Below are 18,725 nucleotides of genomic sequence, written 5' to 3'. Positions count from 1 at the left end.
GTAAATACTCACATTTAGCCCATAAAAAAACGGAGCCATTGTGCTCCGTTTTTTGATAATCCAGATGGATTACTTAACGAAATCAACGCCTAGTTTGATATCGCCTTTCAGCGTATCTAACATAGAATCACGGGCGCTAGCTTCGAATGCGCTCACTTCACCGTAAGGCAGTACTTTTTCGATACCGTTTTTGCCTAACAGCACTGGTTGAGCGAAGAATTCAGCGTGCTCGCTACCGCCGTCAACGTAAGCACATTCAACGATGTTAGCTTCGCCTTGCAGACCACGAACCAGAGACATACCGAAACGGCAAGCCGCTTGACCCATAGACAGAGTCGCGCTTCCGCCACCGGCTTTAGCTTCAACCACTTCAGTACCTGCGTTTTGGATACGCTTGGTCAGAGAAGCCACTTCTTCATCAGAGAAAGTCACGCCTTCAACTTGAGACAGTAATGGCAGAATAGTCACACCGCTGTGGCCGCCGATAACGTTCACTTTAACGTCAGCAACGTTTAAGCCTTTTAATTCAGCGATGAAAGTTTCAGAACGGATAACGTCCAGAGTAGTCACACCGAACAGACGGTTCTTGTCGTAAACACCCGCTTTCTTCAACACTTCAGCCGCGATAGCAACAGTAGTGTTTACTGGGTTAGTGATGATACCCACTAACGCTTTAGGGCAAGTCACAGCCACTTTTTCGATCAGGTTACGAACGATACCTGCGTTGATGTTGAACAGATCTGAACGATCCATACCAGGCTTACGCGCAACACCAGCAGAAATTAGAACAACGTCAGCACCTTCCAGTGCAGGCGTTGGATCTTCACCAGCAAAACCTTTGATTTCTACCGCAGTAGGGATGTGGCTCAAGTCAACCGCAACACCCGGAGTAACCGGTGCGATATCGTATAGAGACAGTTTAGAACCCGCAGGTAATTGAGTTTTTAACAGTAGGGCGAGAGCCTGGCCGATACCACCAGCAGCACCAAGTACAGCAACTTTCATAGTTATCTCCGTTATTTCTCGGATATGTGTGACATGGATCTAATTTCCGTTGGCGTCACATTACTGGAATGTCACGTTAATTTCAATTATCCCTTAGTCGTGGAGACAAAGTTTTAGCGAAACTGAGCATTCCAATGTTGAATATTTACTCTAGTTCAATATCAATACCGACAATACGGCTATCTAGCCATCCATAAATTGCATTTTTATTCAGTCATAATGGTTATTTGTTGACACTTTGACCAAAACTATTCAAAATACGCCTGTTTTTTTGAATAAAGAATAAGACTATGCAAACGACCAAGAATCAGGATGACCTTGTTAGAATTTTTAAGGCGATTTTAAAAGAGGAGCGCTTTGGCTCCCAGAGTGAAATTGTCGCCGCTTTACAAGCAGAAGGCTTTAGCAATATTAACCAATCGAAAGTGTCTCGGATGCTGAGCAAGTTCGGTGCCGTACGCACCCGTAACGCTAAGCAGGAGATGGTTTATTGCTTACCCGCCGAACTCGGCGTGCCTACCGCTGGCAGCCCGTTAAAGAACTTAGTACTCGATGTTGACCATAACCAAGCCATGATTGTCGTTCGCACCAGCCCTGGCGCCGCGCAATTAATTGCCCGTTTATTGGATTCCATCGGTAAACCAGAAGGGATTTTGGGGACCATTGCCGGAGACGACACTATCTTTATCTGTCCATCCAGCATCCAAGATATCGCCGATACCTTGGAAACCATCAAATCTTTATTCAACTACGCAGAATAAAAAAACAGGTCAGCTTGCTGACCTGTTCTGTTTTATCTGTACGCTTTTCAGTCCAACATTGCCCTCGTTTCAGGGCTGGTGTCCCGATTACGTTACAGCACAAGACCTATCTGTTGGTTTGGATGACGCACACCGAGAACAAACACTCGTCACCCCAAGCTTACAAACCTGAGTTCACAAACCTTAGTTCGTCGACTTTAGCCCGTAGTTCTAAGATCGTCAGCCTTAGTAGGCCACACTGATCCTTTGATTAAGATGCGCCGCTTTTTCTGCTTCATCGAGCATCGCTTTGGCGTAGTCGGCCACAGAAATCTTGCTCTGGCCATTCGCATCGGTAAAGAAGCTATCGCCACCTAAACGGTATGGGCCTTCACTGGCACCTGGGTAGATTTCTGCCGCTGGGCTAACAAAAGTCCAGTTAACATTGGTGCTAGCGGCGCGAAATGCCTTCAAAGCTTCACCTTGAGCCAAGGCTTCATCCTTATAGGCGGGCGGGAAATCTGGCGTAGACACTAAGGTCACTCCCGGCGCGACTTCTAAACTACCTGCACCACCGACCCAAAGTAGGCGAGGCACTTTTGCCTGTGGCAACACGGCTAACAGATTATTGACCGTCTTCGCGACTATGCCATGGTTCTGCTCGGCGCGCGCACCCACTGCGGCAATCACTACATCGACACCTGCAAATGTGTCGGCTTTCAATGGCTGAGTCAGGTCGACACTACGCACTTCTGCCGCTGTTTCGCCAAGCTTGCTTGGGTCACGCACTAAGGCAACCACGTCATGACCACGGCTCAGCGCCTCGTTAAAAATGGTTCCGCCAATCCAACCTGATGCACCTAATACTGCAATTTTCATTTGATAAGTCTCGCTACTGATTTAAATTGAGACCAGTTTACTTGCGACACTTCACGTGATAAATATCGATAAATGAGCATCATTGTTTCAGATTGAGATACTAATGGATAAAATCGCCGCCATGCGTAGCTTTATCGAAGTGGCCAACTGTGGCAGCTTTACTAAGGCCGCAGAACACCTCGATCTGAGTCGCCTCCAGGTTTCACGTCATATTCAAGAAATTGAGCAGTGGCTGAGTTTACGTTTACTGCACCGCACGACCCGCAGCGTGAGCCTCACTCTACAGGGTGAAGAAGCCCTGCAATATTGTCAGCGAGTGCTGAGCGAAGTCGCCGCAATGGAAAGCCGCGCCCATAGTCATAACACCGAATTAGTTGGCAGTATTCGTATTGCCACGCCCGTCGGACTTGGGCAACACAGTCTGTTTGATGTGGTCGATCGCTTTATAAAATTACACCCTAAGGTCAATATTCAGCTGTTAATGTCGGACAGTTTTGCTCAATTAGTGGATGAGCGGGTGGACGTTGCACTGCGCTATACCGAGCAGCCCGATGAGAATTTGATTGCCCGCAAACTGATGAACATAGATGCCGTGCTGTGCGCCGCGCCCAGTTACTTGGCTCAAGCGGAGCCGCTAACCGTCCCTAACGATTTGCTCAGCCATAATTGCCTTATCCATAGTTCGCAGCAACATTGGCAGCTCCTCAAGGAGCAACAGAGTGAGCTGATTAAACCTATGGGGAATCTGATGGCAAATGAAATGGGAGTGCTAGTCAGCGCCGCATTGCGCGGGCATGGGATTGCCTACTTGCCCTGCGACTTAGCCAATCCCTATCTGGCCAGCGGCCAACTACAAGAAGTGCTCCCCGAATACACGGCGCCAGGGCAAACCCTTTGGGCTGTGTATCTCTCCCGCAGTTATCAACAAGCGCTGGTGCGCGCCTTTATCGATTTTACCGCCCAGCAATGGCAGCAGGATCTCAGTAAGTGGACAGCATCAAGTTAAGGCCACAAACAAAAACGCACTGAGGCTTTAAGGCTCAGTGCGTTATCTAAGATTTTACGCAGGCTTAATTATCGAACTGCATCAAAAAATCTAAGCTTGGGGCGAAGAAAGAAGAGCCCGTCAATGCACTGGTGAAGTGCATCAGGTGGTCGTGATTACCCGCACCATCGCCAAACACCATGCTATGGAGCATCTTCTCGAAGTGCTCTGGCGTACGGCAGGTTGAAATAAACATCAACCCCTGCTCCTTGAGCGAACCGTAAGGCATGCTCTGGCGCAAAATCTCAATCGACTTGCCGTTGTCATCCTTGAGGTTTACCCGCTTGATATGGCTAGTTAATGGCTTATCTTCCGACTCGTATTCAATGTTGTCTTGCTTGGTGCGACCAATAATATCTTCTTGCTTTTTAAGCGGTAATCTATGCCACTTACTCAAGTTGTGGGCGTACTTTTGCACGTGAATGTAGCTGCCACCTTTAAATTCAGGATCTTCATCCCCGACTAAGGCGACCTCTTGACGATGGCGTCCTTTAGGGTTTTCGGTGCCATCGACAAAGCCTGTTAAGTCGCGGCTATCCATAAATCTAAAGCCGCGTTCCTCTTCGACTAACTCGACTAAGTCTTCGAACATTTGGCTGATTTCGTTGGCGACTAAATGCAAAATGTCGTAGCGGTCGCAGCGAATATGCACAAACAGATCGTATTCGATCGCAGGCGCCTCACGGTTACCCGCTTGCATCGCTGGGAATGGTTTGAGCATTTCGGGGCGAGCATCGGGATAGAGGCTGTCCCAATAGTTGGCTCCTATGCCCACAAAACCATTGAATGCGCTGTCGGAATATTGATCCGTCAACTCATAAATATACTGCGCAACGTTGGCAATACAGGGACGCAATTGCGATTCAACGTTATCGTTGTCGCTCGCATTAAACATCAAATAGACGCTATGTAAGTTTCCCTCTGCACACACACCCAACTGTTCACGCGGCATATTTTGAATATCCATCTGGTTATCACCCTTTTGTCGATTCATTTTCGGCAATATTATCCGCAACTTTACCTGAAAATGACATTAAGTAACGCACAGTTTGTCCGTCTTTGTAATGTAAACACGTTTGTAGACTGCAATATAAAAATTGACGAGGCCATTACGCCTCGTCAATCAGTGTTACGCAAGCTTCGGCGCTCATTACGCCGCAAGCAAATTATGCCTTAGTAACCTGCGGCATAACCGTCTTTACGGCTTTCGGAGGCGCCGCGGTAAACGCCCGTTTCAGCATTAAAACCAATGGCTTGATATCCGCCAAAATCACCAAGCCCATCGCGGAGCACATGGCCTTTCTTAATCAGCTCACGGCGAGTTTCAACGGGGAAGCCTGATTCCAAGCTCACATAACCACCGTCATTCATCACCTCACCCGTAGGCTCGGTCGAACCTGTGTGCAAAATTCTGGGGGCATCGCCCGCTTCTTGCAAGTTCATTTTAAAATCAATCAGATTAACAATGATCTGCGCGTGCATTTGCGGCTGCGTTGCACCGCCCATCACCCCAAAACTTAGCCAAGGTTTACCGTCTTTGGTTACAAAGGCGGGAATAATGGTATGGAAGGGGCGCTTACCCGGCGCGTAGGTGTTGAAACGACCTTCGGTGAGATCGAACATCTGCCCGCGATCCTGCAGCACGAAACCGAGATCCGGTGGCGTCATACCTGAGCCCATGCCGCGGTAGTTACTCTGGATAAGCGATACCATATTGCCGTCCTTATCCGCGGTAGTGAGATACACAGTATCCCCATGTTGCAGCGCAGGATTACCCGCATCGACACTCTTAGCCGCCTTGTTTAAGTCGATGAGCTTAGCGCGATCGTAGTTGTATTGCTGCGAAATCAGATCGTTAACTGGTACTTTGTTAAAGGCCATATCGGCATAGAATTTCGCGCGGTCGGCAAAGGCGAGTTTTTTAGCCTCTACGAATAAATGCACATATTCGGGGCTGTTAAAGCCCATGGCCGCGACATCGAAGGGCTCCATGGTTTTTAAGATCTGTAGTGCAGCAATCCCCTGCCCATTGGGCGGTAATTCCCACACATCGTAGCCACGGTAGTTGGCCGATACGGGTTCAACCCAGTCGCTAGTATGGCTGGCTAGGTCTTCATAACTGAGGTAACCGCCTTGAGCCTTAATGTATTTATCTATGCTCTTGGCAATGTCGCCCTTATAGAATGCGTCGCGACCGCCCTTGGCAATTTTCTCGTAGGTGTTTGCTAATGCGGGATTTTTAAAGATTTCCCCTACCGCAGGCATTTTGCCATTGGGCATATAGGTTTCTTTAAAACCGGGGAATTGACCGAGTTTTTTACCACTGCCATTAAGATAATAAGCAATCAGCTCAGAAACGGGAAAGCCTTCGCGGGCATAACGAATCGCAGGCGCTAAATTATCGGCCATCGGCAGTTTGCCGAACTTATCGTGCAACTCGAACCATCCATCCACCGCGCCGGGAACCGACACGGGCAGCGGCCCAAAGGGCGGTAAGTAATCTAAGCCGAGGGATTTGAGCTTCTCTAGGGTTAAGGATTTGGGACTACGACCGGAGGCATTGAGGCCATAGAGCTTTTTATCTTTAGCGCTCCAGACAATGGCAAATAAATCGCCGCCAACCCCGGCACCTGTAGGCTCGACTAAGCCCAGCATGGCATTGGCGGCAATCGCCGCATCTACAGCACTGCCACCCTGTTTTAATACATCAATCGCCACCTGTGTCGCTAGCGGTTGGCTGGTAGCCGCCATCCCATGGGTGGCATACACTTCTGAGCGCGTCGCAAAGGCTTTACCCGTGATCCTATCCATGGCCAATACTCCCGATGACGACATTGCTGTCGCCACTGTGACTAAGGTACAAATTGATTTTATTGTTTTTATCATAATTCCTCCCACTCTGGAGGAATTAAGGTAACAAGGAAGGCTGAAAATATCAGCAATCTAGCGTTTTTTTGCCCAAGTTAAACGTAAGCAAAGATGTCATACTTTATGCTGATACAGTGACATATCCTCTGCGGCCTGCTTAAGACTCAAATAGCACCAGAGAATGCGGCTCAGTGCTTAATCCCACTCGCTGCCCGACATTCAACTGCATGATTTGACTGCGCACTTCAACATAATGGGCGTGGGACGCCGCCTCGACTTTCACCCAATAATGGCAAAATGCCCCGAGGAAGCGCCGCTCGGTAATGGTCCCCACCCCCGCATCATCGGCGCTAAGCGCCAATTGCTGTGGCCGCAAAAACACTTGTCCATTGAAAGCATGGGATTGCGACAAGGGCGTCAGGCTGCGCAGCTCACCAATCGGGGTAGCAACACTATGGCCATCGAGCACTTCGGCGGGTAAGTAGTTACCACTGCCGAGAAAATCCGCCACATAGCGACTATTGGGCGCGGCATATAAGTCCTCGGCGCGGCCATGCTGCACTATCACGCCTTGGTTGAAAATAGCCAAGGTATCGGCAAAGACGAAGGCCTCGTCCTTACTGTGGGTCACAAATACCGCGCTGACATTACGCTGTTTGAGAATGCTGCGGATCTCCGCCATCATGCTGTGGCGCACTTGAGCATCGATATTTGAAAAAGGCTCATCGAGTAACAGCAATTGCGGCTCATAGGCTAGTGCGCGCGCAATCGACACCCGCTGCTGCTGCCCACCGGATAGCTCATGGGGATAGCGTTTGGCTAACCCTTCGAGTTTCACTAGGGCGAGCATGTCATCTAACCGCGCCTTGCGCTGCGCTGGTGTTAATTTTGCCACACCAAAGAGAATATTTTCGGCGACGGTCAAATGGGGGAACAAGGCATAGTCTTGGAAAATCATCCCTATGCCCCGTTGCTCACTCGGCACAAATTGCCCTGCGCCGCTAACCGTCTTGCCATTAATTTGGATTTCACCTTGGCTGATGGCCTGCAATCCTGCAACCGCCCTGAGCAAAGTGGTTTTGCCGCAGCCACTTGGGCCTAACAGCGCAAGGATTTCCCCTTGAGCTAGGGTTAAATCCAAGCCTTTGAGTACCTGTTGGCCCTGATAATCGCTATGAACTTGATGAAGATTGAGGGTACTGGTCATCGGCTATCTTGCTCCAAGGAACGGTTTAAATAAATCAGCGGGACTAAACCCACGAGTACAATCACAATGGCGGGCAAGGCGCCATGTTCAAGCTTTTCGTCTGAGACAAACTGGAAGACATAGGTGGCGAGATTCTCAAACCCTATGGGCCGCAGTAACAATGCCGCCGGTAATTCTTTCATGCTTTCGATAAACACCAGCAATGCCCCGGCAAATAACCCCTTAGTGAGCAGCGGTAGATGCACTCTTTGCAATAGTCGTCTTGGGCTCTGTCCTAGGGTTAGGCTCACCATGTCCAGTGACGGCGAAATGCGTTTATAGCTAGTCTCTACGCTGCCGATGGCGATAGCCACAAAGCGCACACAAAAAGCAAAAACCAGCGCGGCCGCACTGCCCGTAAACAGAAGCCCAGGGCCTGTCATTCCCAACCAATCGGCTAAGTCGTTGATCGCAAAATCGAGCAGCGTTAATGGCACCAGTACGCCAATGGCGAGCACTGTGCCAGGCAAGGCATAGCCAGTCGATGCCAAGCGTGATGGCAGCGCATCGCTCGATCTCGGGCTCACGCGGCGAATAAACATCAATATCAATGCAATCGTGCAGCACACTAGGCTAGTGATGAGTGCGAGGCTCAAACTATTCACGCTCAATTGCCAGAAAATCGGATCCCAGCTCTGCGCAAAATAATCAATGGCATAGGAGAGTAAAATCCCGCTTGGCAGCACAAAGGCTAGCACTAACAAGGTGATGCAATAGCCGAGAGCACATAGGGTTTGCAGCGGTGAGAGCCGATATAAATCGCTCGCTTGAATACGGGACTGCTTTTGGAATAACTGCTGTTTACGGCGAGCAAAACGTTCCATTCCAATCAGACTAAACACTACCAAGAGGATAATGGCCGAGAGCTTAGCCGCCGCAGTCAAATTGCCATAACCTAGCCAAGTGTCGTACACGGCGGTGGTCAGGGTTGGTACGGCAAAGTAGTTGACCGTGGCAAAATCCGCCGCGGTCTCCATCGCCACTAAAGCCACGCCCACGGCTAAGGCGGGCCTTGCCATAGGTAAAGATAAACGCCAAAAACTCTGCCACGGCGAGCAGCCCATAATCCTCGAGGCGTGGGCCAAGCTTAGGGATTGCTCCATAAACGCGGTGCGCGCCAACAGATAAATATAGGGAAAGAGCACCAGCGACAACACACACGCCGCACCGCCTAAGGTACGAATATCGGGGAAAAAGTAATCCTGCGGTGAATTCCAACCAAACACAGAACGAAGCCCAGTTTGTACTGGGCCGGCGTAATCGAGCAAATCGGTATATACGTAGGCAACAATGTAGGCTGGCATGGCCAAGGGGAGCAATAAGGCCCATTGCAGATAACGCCTAGCAACAAACTCACAGCGCGCCATTAACCAAGCGCAGGGCAGTGCCAACAAGAGTGAGCCAATACTCACCCACAGGATCAACCATAGGCTGTTGGAGATATAAGTAGGTAATACGGTGGAGAGCAGGTGACCAAAAACAGCCTCATCGGGCTGCGCCGCCTGAAGAATTAACGCAAAGAGGGGTAACACCAGTAGCGCGGCTATGGCATAACCAGTAAGCGACCAGCTTCTGGCTAATCCTAAAATCATGTGGATCCTTTAACCTAAGTGCGCCAATCAAGGCGCACTTTTTACTTTTACTATTTCTAGTCGTTATAACCGCTCAACTAGAGATCGAACTGAACTTCATCTAACAATTTCACCGCCGCTTGATGGTATTCCGCCAGTTTGAAAATCGGTAATTGGTCGGATTTAAACTCGCCCCAAGAGGCGACCAAGGTTGAAGGCGCGACATCGGCTTTGACCGGATATTCCATGTTTACTTCGGCATAGGCTTTTTGTGCCACATCCGCAGACAGGAACTCCATCAACTTGATTGCATTGTCTTTATTCGGCGCATGGCGAGTGAGCACCATACCAGAAACGTTCACATGGGCACCGCGATCGGCTTGGTTCGGAAAGTTAATCACCACAGCCTCTGCCCAGCTCTTTTGCTCTGGATCTTGCAGCATATTGCCGTAGTAGTAGCTGTTACCGATGGCGATATCACACAAGCCCTCTTTAACCGCCTTCACCTGCGCTCTATCGTTACCTTGAGGCTTGCGTGCTAAGTTGGTTTTCACACCTTGCAACCAAGTCTTAGTCTCGGCCTCACCGTGGTGGGCGATCATAGACGCCACTAAGGCGATGTTATAAGGATGCTTGCCACTGCGCGTACAGATCTTGCCTTTGTACTTAGGATCGGCCAACTCTTCGTAGCTGATCGCTTGTGGGCCGAGACGATCTTTTGCCGTATAGAGATTACGCACACGCATCGTTAAGGCATACCATTGTCCATCGGGATCGCGGTATTGCGCGGGGATATTGCTATCGAGCTGCTCACTTTTCACGGGAGCCGTCAGGTCTTTGTCGACCAATTCAACCAAGCGAGAGAAATCTGAAGTTAACACTAAATCCGCAGGGGATAAATGGCCTTCACGGGCGATACGCTCGGCAATACCATCTTTCGCAAAGACAAAATTTACCCCAATGCCCGTTTCCTCCGTAAAGCGCTTCAGAATAGGCTCAACCAGAAACGGCTGACGGTAGGAGTAAACGGTTAATGTCTCATCAGCGCTAGCCGAATTCGCAACCGACATTAACCCAAGTAAAGCGGCACAAGTTACCCATTTCATTCGCGATTTCTCCCCAAAATGATGACAGCAAGCGTGAGTCAATTCTTAAGACTATTAATGATAATAGTTATCAGTTGCGCAAGAGTAATAGATCAAGTGAAGCAGGGCAATAGGTTGATTAACTTTTTGTTTTTAATGAAATAAAACTTAAAACTGGTGATTATCTCAAACCAAACTAAACTGAACCTTAATTCGCTTAAAATACATGAGGAGGCGGTATGTTGGGCGTTTTACTACTGCTGGTCATCGCGGTAGCGCTACTCGCATTGCTGACACTCAAGCGAGGCCCTAAAAAGCGCAAGCACTTTGTCAAACTCATGGAAACCGCAAAAAATAAAAATCAACGACATGCAGAGCAAGATCGCCGCTTCCACTGTGTCAGTATCGAAAATGACGGTAGTTGTTGTGATCAGGTAGATGAGCTCAAAGGGAAACGTTTTCTATCAAAGGAAGCCCCTGAGCTTCCCATGGAAGAATGTACTATTGCCAATTGCCAGTGCCGCTATCAACACTATGATGATAGACGCCAAACCGGTAATGATCGTAGGGTAGATTACGGCATAACCAAGGATCTCTACGGCGCGTTTGGTGAACATAATCGCCGTGAGACCCATAGAGGCCGCCGCTCGTCAGACCATTAAACACCTTTTACGCTGGGCGAGTTTCCACAAACGCTGGGAGATCGCGCATCTCACTAAACCAGAGCGAGGTCGCGGGAGCCACTTTACGCCAATCGAGTTCTGGATGTCTGAAATCCACATAATCTAATAAGCAAATTAAGGCTAATTGTGGCGCCTGAATCGTTGCCTGAGTGATCACACTCTGATGTTCCATTTGCATCAAACCACGCAGCAGCGCTTGCTCAAAACGCGATGTCCAAAAGGCCGATCTCACCCCCTCCTCTTCACGCATTTGTTCTTGGCGCAATTTTACTGCGCTATCAATCAGACCTTTGATCATCGAATATTGGCACTGTAATACCCAATTATTCACTTGGCCACCGAACATCTGCTGCTCACCTAATTCGGCGTCTAAATAGCGCATAATCACTTCGCTATCGAAGATAGGCACACCATCGTTGGTGATGAGGCAAGGGATCTGCCCAAGCGGGTTAACATCGAGCAGCTCGGCGGTGTTTTCCATCGGATTGACTAACACTTCTTCGATATCATTAATCCCTAAATAACGGATTAATGTGCGAACACAGCGAGCATAGGGTGAAGCGAGGGAGCAGAGCAACTTCATCAAAAAATCCTTCTATATGACTGACATTAAAACGATTAAGACTAATTATTTGTCATTAACACTCAACCAATTACCAATACTTCTCGACGGTAATTTGTCCCGGAGCGCGGCGTAAATTCTTTGCGAGTCCCTTGTCGAGCAACGCGGCCTGTGCGCCACTGATCATCCCCGGATTACCACAAATCATTACCTGTGAATCCGCCGCGCTGAGCGCTAAACCGACTTTAGCCTCAATCTCTCCCGAGACTAAGCCATCGGGGATACGACATTGCAGTGCATCGTCAAGCTTTTCACGGGTGACGGTTAAACACAGGATAAACTGATCAGGATATTGCACCGAATAAGCCTTTAATTTATCGAGGTAAGCTAAATCTTTAGCTTCGCGGACACCATAGACAAGTACGACTTTTTCGAAACGCTGCCAAGGCTCTGGCGTATCGAGCATAGATAAAAATGGCCCCACGGCCGTGCCCGTGGCTAACAACCATAAGTGACAGCCTTGCCCTGCACCCTTAGGGATCTCATCTAAAGTCATAAAGCCTGTGGCTGTGGGAGTGATCTCGATTTCATCCCCGATAGCAAGATTTTGTAATTGTGGGGATAACTGGCCCTCTTCTACGGCGACAGCCAAGATTTCGGCATAGGGTTTATCGGGGGAATTAACCAGGGAATAGGCTCTAGCGACACGCTTATCATCTTGCAGCTGACTGAGTTTAATAAATTGACCCGGAATAAAGGGCACCAGTTCGGCCGCTATCCGCAGCGAAAATAATTTATCACTCCAATCAATACGTTCAATAACACGTCCCCTAGTCCACATAACTCGCCCTCAAGCAAAACGTTAAATAGACCCCTAGCATAGACTGTTCTCTGCGCAACAAAAACCCCTTATTGCAAGGGGCTTAAGACAAGGGAAATGGCTACAACATTGAGTGCTAAGCGCGGGACATTATGCGCTAGCCGTTTGTGTCTCATCTGGTTTCTTATTGAAGCTATCTCGGAAGGCCTGCAATCCCTCTTGCACTAATCCATAGGTTTTATCGACGCCATCGGCGATATCCCCTTGCAGCACTTTAAGGCCGGACAAAATATCCCGCGCCTCCTTAAAGCCATTATCGATAGCGCCACCTATGATGCTCATAAAACTGTCAAGCTGATCATTTAGACTCATATTCGAATTTTGCTGTTGGTGAATGCTAAAAAATTGCGTCGCAAAACTCACTATCCTATCGGCCGTCGCCTCGGGAGAATAATCGACCTGATTGTCATAGTTAGTTTGAGTCGCATTTGGCCCCATCGAAGGCGCTAATTCTTTATCTATCGCTTCAATTGCCGCGCGATAAAGTAACGCCATGGATTGATCACCGGATTTTAGACTCACTTCTTCCTGTGCCGACAAAATAGCCTGGTTCATTAGCTGCTTACTGGTTTGGTATGCAGTTTGTTTTCCGGGCGCTTCCACATTTTTCGTCTTTTCACTATTAGCAGCGGCATTGTCAGCATACTTCTTATGGGGCGTAGAAGGCGTCTGTACCTGTGCAGGGTTGTTGATTTCCATGATGCTAATCCATTCAATTTGGGACGACTTTATTATCGACCAAAAATTGAGCAACTTTAGTAATTTTATAAATTGCAGTACCATCACAATCTAAGGCAATGATACCCATGATGAATCGACTCGCCTCAGCGTCACACTTGCATACGCCCATTAGATAAGGATATACGGCATGGCAATTCCCCAATGGTTAACAGTGGTCAGCCACTCCTTGCGCATCACCTGCTTCAATGCCCCTCGGCTATTGCACACTCTGCTGTTAGGCCTGTTACTCTTTACCGGCATTGGACTCAGCCCCATCAATCAAGCTTTTGCCGATAATCGATTGATTATTTTGGTGAGACATGCCGAAAAAGCCGAAGCTCCAGCGGGCGATCCTACACTTTCAGATGATGGCCATGCACGCGCCATCGCGCTGGTTAGCGCCTTGCAAAGGACGCAGATCTCGCAACTGATCGCGACCCAATATCAAAGAACCCAGCAAACCTTATTGCCTATGTCTTCAGAGCGGCATTTACCCATTACCGTGGTTGCTGCAGAAAAACCACTCGAAGCCCATATTCAGCAGATTGTTGAACAAGTACATGCCGTTAAAGGTAACAGCTTAATCGCGGGGCATTCCAATACCGTCCCACTGATCATTAAGGCCCTTGGCGGCCCGGATATTCCCACTATCGCAGAAGATGATTACAGCCAGCTGTTTTTACTCTCCATCCATGATGGACAGCCAGCGAGCCTTATCTCCACCCGTTATGGACACAAATAGAGGATAACAAGATGCAAGAACTCAATTGGTTTATGTGGGGACTGGACCTCTTCTCAGGACTCTTTTTAATTCTCATTGGCTTAGGCGCCCTCGCTGTCGTCTATATGTACATCGCCGACAAGCTACAAACCAAACAGGCTGTACGCCACAACTACCCTGTGATAGGTCGCTTTCGGTATTTATTTGAGAAACAAGGTGAGTTTTTTAGACAATACTTTTTCGCACAGGACAGGGAAGAATTACCCTTTAACCGCGCCGAGCGGAGCTGGGTATATCGCGCCGCGAAAAACGTCGACAGAACCATCGCCTTTGGGTCGACACGCCCGCTAGACAGCACGGGCGCCATCATGTTTATGAATACCGCCTTTCCTACTCAAGATGAAGATATCACTCCAATTCTGCCTCAAACCATTGGCCCCCATTGCCGTGAGCCCTACACCACTAAGGCTATTTGCCATATCTCCGCCATGAGCTTCGGCGCCCTATCACGCCCTGCCGTCACCGCCTTATCCCACGGCGCAGCGCAGGCGGGATGTTGGTTAAATACCGGTGAAGGTGGCTTAAGCCCTTACCATTTAAAAGGCGGCTGCGACTTAGTCTTTCAAATTGGTACCGCTAAATATGGTGTACGTAATGAGCACGGCCATTTAGACGATGACAAGCTCAAAGAGATAGCCGCACACCCTGAAGTTAAAATGTTTGAAATCAAAATGAGCCAAGGCGCCAAACCAGGCAAGGGCGGTATCTTACCAGGAGTCAAAGTCACCGAGGAGATCGCCAAAATTCGCGGTATCCCGCAGGGCCATGATTCCATAAGCCCCAATGGTCATATCGAGTTTAAAAATGTGGCTGACATTCTGGATATGATTGCCAGAGTGCGTGAGGTCACGGGTAAACCCACTGGCATTAAGGCCGTACTTGGGGACGTGCAGTGGCTTGAAGATTTTTGCGATGAAATTGAGCGCCGTGGCGAAGCATCCGCCCCGGACTTTTTTACCTTAGACAGCGCTGACGGCGGCACGGGCGCCGCACCTCAGCCCTTAATGGATTACGTGGGGCTGCCACTCAAAGAAAGCCTGCCCATACTGGTGAATATCTTAATTCAGCGTGGGCTACGTAAACGCATTAAAGTGATCGCCTCGGGCAAACTCATAGTGCCATCGAGGGTGGCTTGGGCGCTCGCCTTGGGTGCGGACTTTATCGCCTCGGCCCGTGGCAATATGTTTGCCCTCGGATGTATTCAAGCGCTGCAATGCAACAAAGATACCTGTCCGACGGGTATCACGACTCACAACAAGAAACTCCAGCAAGGTCTTGATCCTAGAGATAAATCGACGCGTGTTGCCAACTATAACCATAACCTACACCACGATTTAGCCTTGATAGCCCACTCCTGCGGGGTGACAGAGCCAAGACAACTCAAGCCATCCCATGTGAGGATTGTGCTCGAGAGCGGTTTGTCGGTTTCATTGGATAAGTACTATTCCCATATCAATCAATAAGTAATCTAACTCTGTATGCATTTTGTACGACTTTCGTCTAAAGTTAATTTAGCAAGAGGTAATTTGAATGCGTATCACAAAAGGGGTAAGATCCGTGATGCACGCATGAGATTAAACAACTGCATATTAAGTTAAGGAAACACTGTGAAAGCAAGCTTTGTAAGCCATATGCCCGACAGTAAGACTGCCAGCACAAGCTGTAAGAGCTGTAATCGCTTGACCGAGATCGAAGGCGAACTAGTGTGTTTTCGTGAAGGCCAAGTCATTCGGCTCACGCGAATCGATGAATCGACCACCAAATTCAATCTGTTGTGTGAAGGTTGGAAGGCAGAAAAACCAAAGGGAATATAATTTCTTATATTCCCTTGTTTTGTTTCAGCAGTGATACTCTCTAATACCCACCACGAATATCTGCATTATATTCATTGGTTTTACGGATAATCCCAGCTAATTCAAGTTCTTGATTCAATTTTGCCAGAGTTAAACGTCTTGTGGTCACTTTAAGGCCTGCATTTAACTCTGCGTGAATGCGTTGTAGCGAATCATAATCCACACCGCGTTTTTTAAGGGTTGCCATAATCGCAAACCAGTCTGTGCTTACTTTCTCTTCTCTGCCTTCAATATTGACTCTTAATGCCATATTTTCCATGCCAAGCACCTCTTATCATTATTTGCTTGGATTTGAGTATAGAGAGCCGAACCTGAATAAAAACTGAATTGTCCCAACGCTGTTACACTTCTACCGAAAGCTGTTGTTGCTCATTTTGTATGCGCCACAACTTAGCGTATAAACCATCCTGAGCCAGTAAAGACTGATGATTCCCCTGCTCAACAATTTCCCCTTGGCTTAAGACCACGATCTGGTCGGCATCGACTATGGTCGATAACCTATGCGCCACGACTAAGCTGGTATGCCCTTTCGCGACCTCGCGCAGTGCCGACAGAATCGCCTGCTCCGAACGGCTATCGAGGGAGGATGTGGCCTCATCAAACACTAACACAGGAGAGCCTTTTAGAATCGCCCGCGCAATGGCCACACGCTGTTTCTCCCCGCCCGAGAGCTTTAAGCCCCGCTCACCCACTTTGGTATCCCAACCTTGGGAGAGCGACGCGATAAAATGCTCTAAATGTGCGAGTTTGATGGCATGGCGCACTTCTTCATCCGTTGCATCGGGGCGGCCATAACGAATGTTCTCCACTAAGGAATCATTAAATAACACAGTATCCTGCGGCACTATGGCAATAGCTCGGCGCAGTGCATCTTGGGTTAAGTGACGAATATCTTGCCCGTCAATCAAAATGCGCCCTTGCTCCACATCGTAAAAACGGAACAGTAACTTGATGAGTGTTGATTTCCCGGCGCCACTATCCCCAACAACCGCGACTTTTTTCCCCGCCGCCACCTTAAAGCTGACGTTGCGTAGTATGGGCCTGTCATCGTAGCTAAAACTCACATGTTCAAAACTAAGCTCGCCGCGCTTAGGCTCAAAATCTAAGGCATCGGGTTTATCCACTATGCGCGGGTGCTTATCGAGCAGACTGAACATCCGTTCGATATTGGCTAAGGCGCCACGGATTTCACGGTAGACAAATCCCAAAAAGTTGAGCGGCATAAAGAGCTGCATCATAAAGGCATTGATCAATACAAAGTCACCTAGGGTCATCTCATTATTGGTCACTTTATAGGCGGCTAACGCCATCATCGCCGTCATCGCCAACGCAATAATCAGCGCCTGCCCACCGTTGAGGGCAAATAGCGATAGACGATTCTTACGTTTAGCCACTTCCCATTGATCTAAAGCTTGGTCATATCGATCCGATTCATACTTTTCATTATTAAAATACTTCACGGTTTCATAGTTGAGCAGGCTGTCGATGGCGCGGGTATTGGAGAGGGAGTCGGCTTTGGCTGCATCGCGGACGTATTCGGTGCGCCACTCAGTCGCCACCACCGAAAACCAGATGTAGGCCATCACAGAGGTAAAAGTGATCGCGGCGAAGGCAATGCCATAATTAAAAAAGAAAATACCAATAACCATGGCGATTTCTAGCAGGGTCGGCACTATGTTAAACACCATAAAGCGCATCAAGAAGCTCACGCCACTGGTGCCGCGCTCAATATCCCTCGACAAGCCGCCCGTGCGCCGCTCTAAGTGAAAATCCAAATCGAGTCGATGTAGGTGATCGAACACCGCCAAACCTAAACGGCGAATGGCCCGCTCAGTGACACGGCCAAAGAGTGTGTCGCGGATTTCACCCGTGATCACAGTTAACAGTCGTACCGCGCCATAGGCTAATACCAACCCGATGGGCACACTCAAGGCCTGCGCGGTCTTATTGGCATCCAAAGTATCGACTAAATCTTTAAGAATAAAGGGCAAGCCCACGCTGGCAAGCTTAGCGACGATAAGGCAAGACATGGCCAATGCCACTCGGCCCTTGTACTCGAGCAAATAAGGCCAGAGCAACTTAACTACGTGCCAATTGAGCTTATCGATGGGACCTTCAAAATACAGTGTTGGGCGCATATGTCTAAACCTTTGCCAAAGTCGCTCAATTGTAGCAGCATGGCGCATGTTAAGGCGAAACCAAACATGGAAAGTTTGAATAAAATCAATCAGATTTTTCTGACAGACAAAAAGCGGCCATCTTGGCAAAATCTCTCTGGCTTATCGAAATAAAAATGTCATGCTAACGACTTACGCTCAGAGAGTTCGCAACGCGAATATTAAGGTGAAAAAATTCTGAATCAAGCTTGGCTTTATCAGAACAGTAACCGTTAAAATAGGCCTAACATCAAGGGTTCTACTGTTGATTATTTTGTCGGTTTTACCCAAAATGCCCTATGGACTTAAGATCGCTAGCAGCAGGATTTGCAAATCTCTGGCCGTAGATCCGTGTGTAAATGCCGTGCAGCACTCGTTCTGCGATAACACTAACGATAATTCTAATAAATTAAGATCGAAGGAAGCTTTATGTTGGATTCCGCTAAAGTTCAATACCCGCCATTACCACTGATCCAAACTTGGGTGTGGATGATGATCGAATCAGGCAATCCAGAAATTCAGGACAAAGGCAGAAATAACCTCATTGCAGCTTTTGGTAGCTTGGCCAAAGCTAACGAATACTTAGCTGAAATGAGCAAGAAATAATAAAAATAAAGGCGCCAGGATAGCGCCTTTATTTTTGAGCTTTTC

At 48.5% G+C, this 18,725-nt stretch carries 19 protein-coding genes; 7 read left to right on the top strand and 12 right to left on the bottom strand.

The window, feature by feature from the left end; genetic code table 11:
- Positions 1–69: 69 nt before the first annotated feature.
- The gene (mdh, locus tag ACUZ8J_RS03465) at positions 70–1,005 is read right to left on the bottom strand and encodes a malate dehydrogenase (RefSeq protein ID WP_446693073.1); all 936 of its coding nucleotides are present in this window, start codon (positions 1,003–1,005) and stop codon (positions 70–72) included.
- Positions 1,006–1,295: 290 nt separating this feature from the next.
- Here mdh and argR point away from each other — a divergent pair, with 290 nt between their 5' ends.
- Positions 1,296–1,766: a transcriptional regulator ArgR gene (gene argR, locus ACUZ8J_RS03460; RefSeq protein WP_011624073.1), complete on the top strand. Its 471-nt coding sequence runs from the start codon at positions 1,296–1,298 to the stop codon at positions 1,764–1,766.
- Positions 1,767–1,991: 225 nt separating this feature from the next.
- Here the strand turns inward: argR and ACUZ8J_RS03455 are convergent, their stop codons facing one another.
- A complete protein-coding gene (locus ACUZ8J_RS03455) occupies positions 1,992–2,624 on the bottom strand; it encodes an NAD(P)-dependent oxidoreductase (RefSeq protein ID WP_446693072.1) in 633 nt (210 codons plus the stop codon).
- Between the two features lie 103 nt (positions 2,625–2,727).
- On the opposite strand from ACUZ8J_RS03455, the gene ACUZ8J_RS03450 reads away from it, so the two are divergent.
- Positions 2,728–3,630 carry a LysR substrate-binding domain-containing protein gene (locus ACUZ8J_RS03450; protein WP_446693071.1) on the top strand — a complete coding sequence of 301 codons (903 nt, stop codon included), beginning with the start codon at positions 2,728–2,730 and terminating at the stop codon, positions 3,628–3,630.
- A 64-nt stretch (positions 3,631–3,694) separates the two neighbouring features.
- On the opposite strand, the gene ACUZ8J_RS03445 is transcribed toward ACUZ8J_RS03450, so the two are convergent.
- From ACUZ8J_RS03445 to ACUZ8J_RS03425, 5 genes are all read right to left on the bottom strand, one after another.
- Positions 3,695–4,636, bottom strand: a complete 942-nt coding sequence (locus ACUZ8J_RS03445; protein ID WP_011624076.1) for a Dyp-type peroxidase — start codon at positions 4,634–4,636, stop codon at positions 3,695–3,697.
- A 206-nt stretch (positions 4,637–4,842) separates the two neighbouring features.
- Complete coding sequence (ggt, locus tag ACUZ8J_RS03440; RefSeq protein ID WP_446693070.1) at positions 4,843–6,555, bottom strand: gamma-glutamyltransferase; 1,713 nt, start codon at positions 6,553–6,555, stop codon at positions 4,843–4,845.
- A gap of 139 nt (positions 6,556–6,694) precedes the next feature.
- A complete protein-coding gene (locus tag ACUZ8J_RS03435; RefSeq protein ID WP_109286237.1) occupies positions 6,695–7,744 on the bottom strand; it encodes an ABC transporter ATP-binding protein in 1,050 nt (349 codons plus the stop codon).
- Positions 7,741–9,375, bottom strand: a complete 1,635-nt coding sequence (locus ACUZ8J_RS03430) for an ABC transporter permease (protein ID WP_109286236.1) — start codon at positions 9,373–9,375, stop codon at positions 7,741–7,743. Before ACUZ8J_RS03430 ends, ACUZ8J_RS03435 begins: the two co-directional genes overlap by 4 nt.
- A gap of 77 nt (positions 9,376–9,452) precedes the next feature.
- Entirely contained in the window at positions 9,453–10,460 is a 1,008-nt protein-coding gene (locus ACUZ8J_RS03425; protein ID WP_109286235.1) for a Fe(3+) ABC transporter substrate-binding protein, read from the bottom strand.
- A 218-nt stretch (positions 10,461–10,678) separates the two neighbouring features.
- Between ACUZ8J_RS03425 and ACUZ8J_RS03420 the strand changes: the two genes are divergently transcribed.
- Complete coding sequence (locus ACUZ8J_RS03420) at positions 10,679–11,101, top strand: hypothetical protein (RefSeq protein WP_446693069.1); 423 nt, start codon at positions 10,679–10,681, stop codon at positions 11,099–11,101.
- 7 nt (positions 11,102–11,108) lie between these two features.
- Here ACUZ8J_RS03420 and ACUZ8J_RS03415 read toward each other — a convergent pair whose 3' ends face one another.
- The 3 genes from ACUZ8J_RS03415 to ACUZ8J_RS03405 form a co-directional block, all read right to left on the bottom strand.
- Positions 11,109–11,705 carry a glutathione S-transferase gene (locus ACUZ8J_RS03415; RefSeq protein WP_446693068.1) on the bottom strand — a complete coding sequence of 199 codons (597 nt, stop codon included), beginning with the start codon at positions 11,703–11,705 and terminating at the stop codon, positions 11,109–11,111.
- 70 nt (positions 11,706–11,775) lie between these two features.
- Positions 11,776–12,525 (bottom strand): ferredoxin--NADP reductase, encoded by a 750-nt coding sequence (locus ACUZ8J_RS03410; protein WP_446693067.1) that lies wholly within the window; start codon positions 12,523–12,525, stop codon positions 11,776–11,778.
- Positions 12,526–12,654: 129 nt separating this feature from the next.
- Entirely contained in the window at positions 12,655–13,263 is a 609-nt protein-coding gene (locus ACUZ8J_RS03405; protein ID WP_374917405.1) for a DUF5610 domain-containing protein, read from the bottom strand.
- Between the two features lie 169 nt (positions 13,264–13,432).
- Between ACUZ8J_RS03405 and ACUZ8J_RS03400 the strand changes: the two genes are divergently transcribed.
- From ACUZ8J_RS03400 to ACUZ8J_RS03390, 3 genes are all read left to right on the top strand, one after another.
- Positions 13,433–14,026, top strand: coding sequence for a histidine phosphatase family protein (locus ACUZ8J_RS03400; protein ID WP_446693066.1), 594 nt, complete (start codon positions 13,433–13,435; stop codon positions 14,024–14,026).
- Between the two features lie 11 nt (positions 14,027–14,037).
- Positions 14,038–15,528, top strand: a complete 1,491-nt coding sequence (locus ACUZ8J_RS03395; RefSeq protein WP_089066948.1) for an FMN-binding glutamate synthase family protein — start codon at positions 14,038–14,040, stop codon at positions 15,526–15,528.
- A gap of 144 nt (positions 15,529–15,672) precedes the next feature.
- Complete coding sequence (locus ACUZ8J_RS03390; protein WP_086902751.1) at positions 15,673–15,879, top strand: hypothetical protein; 207 nt, start codon at positions 15,673–15,675, stop codon at positions 15,877–15,879.
- 40 nt (positions 15,880–15,919) lie between these two features.
- Here the strand turns inward: ACUZ8J_RS03390 and ACUZ8J_RS03385 are convergent, their stop codons facing one another.
- On the bottom strand, positions 15,920–16,177 hold the full coding sequence (locus ACUZ8J_RS03385) for a hypothetical protein (RefSeq protein ID WP_086902750.1): 258 nt from the start codon (positions 16,175–16,177) through the stop codon (positions 15,920–15,922).
- Between the two features lie 82 nt (positions 16,178–16,259).
- A complete protein-coding gene (locus ACUZ8J_RS03380; RefSeq protein ID WP_086902749.1) occupies positions 16,260–18,056 on the bottom strand; it encodes an ABCB family ABC transporter ATP-binding protein/permease in 1,797 nt (598 codons plus the stop codon).
- 447 nt (positions 18,057–18,503) lie between these two features.
- Between ACUZ8J_RS03380 and ACUZ8J_RS03375 the strand changes: the two genes are divergently transcribed.
- Entirely contained in the window at positions 18,504–18,680 is a 177-nt protein-coding gene (locus ACUZ8J_RS03375; RefSeq protein WP_011624090.1) for a hypothetical protein, read from the top strand.
- Positions 18,681–18,725 lie beyond the last annotated feature (45 nt).

The sequence above is a fragment of the Shewanella sp. Koi 1 genome (assembly GCF_052907445.1).
Note: the sequence above shows the minus strand (reverse complement) of the source record. Positions and strands in the feature narration are given on the sequence as shown.

What these genes read in the sequence shown, in the direction of transcription:
- mdh (WP_446693073.1), bottom strand. Translation starts at nt 1,005, where the DNA reads ATGAAAGTTGCTGTACTTGGTGCTGCTGGTGGTATCGGCCAGGCTCTC.
- argR (WP_011624073.1), top strand. Translation starts at nt 1,296, where the DNA reads ATGCAAACGACCAAGAATCAGGATGACCTTGTTAGAATTTTTAAGGCG.
- ACUZ8J_RS03455 (WP_446693072.1), bottom strand. Translation starts at nt 2,624, where the DNA reads ATGAAAATTGCAGTATTAGGTGCATCAGGTTGGATTGGCGGAACCATT.
- ACUZ8J_RS03450 (WP_446693071.1), top strand. Translation starts at nt 2,728, where the DNA reads ATGGATAAAATCGCCGCCATGCGTAGCTTTATCGAAGTGGCCAACTGT.
- ACUZ8J_RS03445 (WP_011624076.1), bottom strand. Translation starts at nt 4,636, where the DNA reads ATGGATATTCAAAATATGCCGCGTGAACAGTTGGGTGTGTGTGCAGAG.
- ggt (WP_446693070.1), bottom strand. Translation starts at nt 6,555, where the DNA reads ATGATAAAAACAATAAAATCAATTTGTACCTTAGTCACAGTGGCGACA.
- ACUZ8J_RS03435 (WP_109286237.1), bottom strand. Translation starts at nt 7,744, where the DNA reads ATGACCAGTACCCTCAATCTTCATCAAGTTCATAGCGATTATCAGGGC.
- ACUZ8J_RS03430 (WP_109286236.1), bottom strand. Translation starts at nt 9,375, where the DNA reads ATGATTTTAGGATTAGCCAGAAGCTGGTCGCTTACTGGTTATGCCATA.
- ACUZ8J_RS03425 (WP_109286235.1), bottom strand. Translation starts at nt 10,460, where the DNA reads ATGAAATGGGTAACTTGTGCCGCTTTACTTGGGTTAATGTCGGTTGCG.
- ACUZ8J_RS03420 (WP_446693069.1), top strand. Translation starts at nt 10,679, where the DNA reads ATGTTGGGCGTTTTACTACTGCTGGTCATCGCGGTAGCGCTACTCGCA.
- ACUZ8J_RS03415 (WP_446693068.1), bottom strand. Translation starts at nt 11,705, where the DNA reads ATGAAGTTGCTCTGCTCCCTCGCTTCACCCTATGCTCGCTGTGTTCGC.
- ACUZ8J_RS03410 (WP_446693067.1), bottom strand. Translation starts at nt 12,525, where the DNA reads ATGTGGACTAGGGGACGTGTTATTGAACGTATTGATTGGAGTGATAAA.
- ACUZ8J_RS03405 (WP_374917405.1), bottom strand. Translation starts at nt 13,263, where the DNA reads ATGGAAATCAACAACCCTGCACAGGTACAGACGCCTTCTACGCCCCAT.
- ACUZ8J_RS03400 (WP_446693066.1), top strand. Translation starts at nt 13,433, where the DNA reads ATGGCAATTCCCCAATGGTTAACAGTGGTCAGCCACTCCTTGCGCATC.
- ACUZ8J_RS03395 (WP_089066948.1), top strand. Translation starts at nt 14,038, where the DNA reads ATGCAAGAACTCAATTGGTTTATGTGGGGACTGGACCTCTTCTCAGGA.
- ACUZ8J_RS03385 (WP_086902750.1), bottom strand. Translation starts at nt 16,177, where the DNA reads ATGGAAAATATGGCATTAAGAGTCAATATTGAAGGCAGAGAAGAGAAA.
- ACUZ8J_RS03380 (WP_086902749.1), bottom strand. Translation starts at nt 18,056, where the DNA reads ATGCGCCCAACACTGTATTTTGAAGGTCCCATCGATAAGCTCAATTGG.
- ACUZ8J_RS03375 (WP_011624090.1), top strand. Translation starts at nt 18,504, where the DNA reads ATGTTGGATTCCGCTAAAGTTCAATACCCGCCATTACCACTGATCCAA.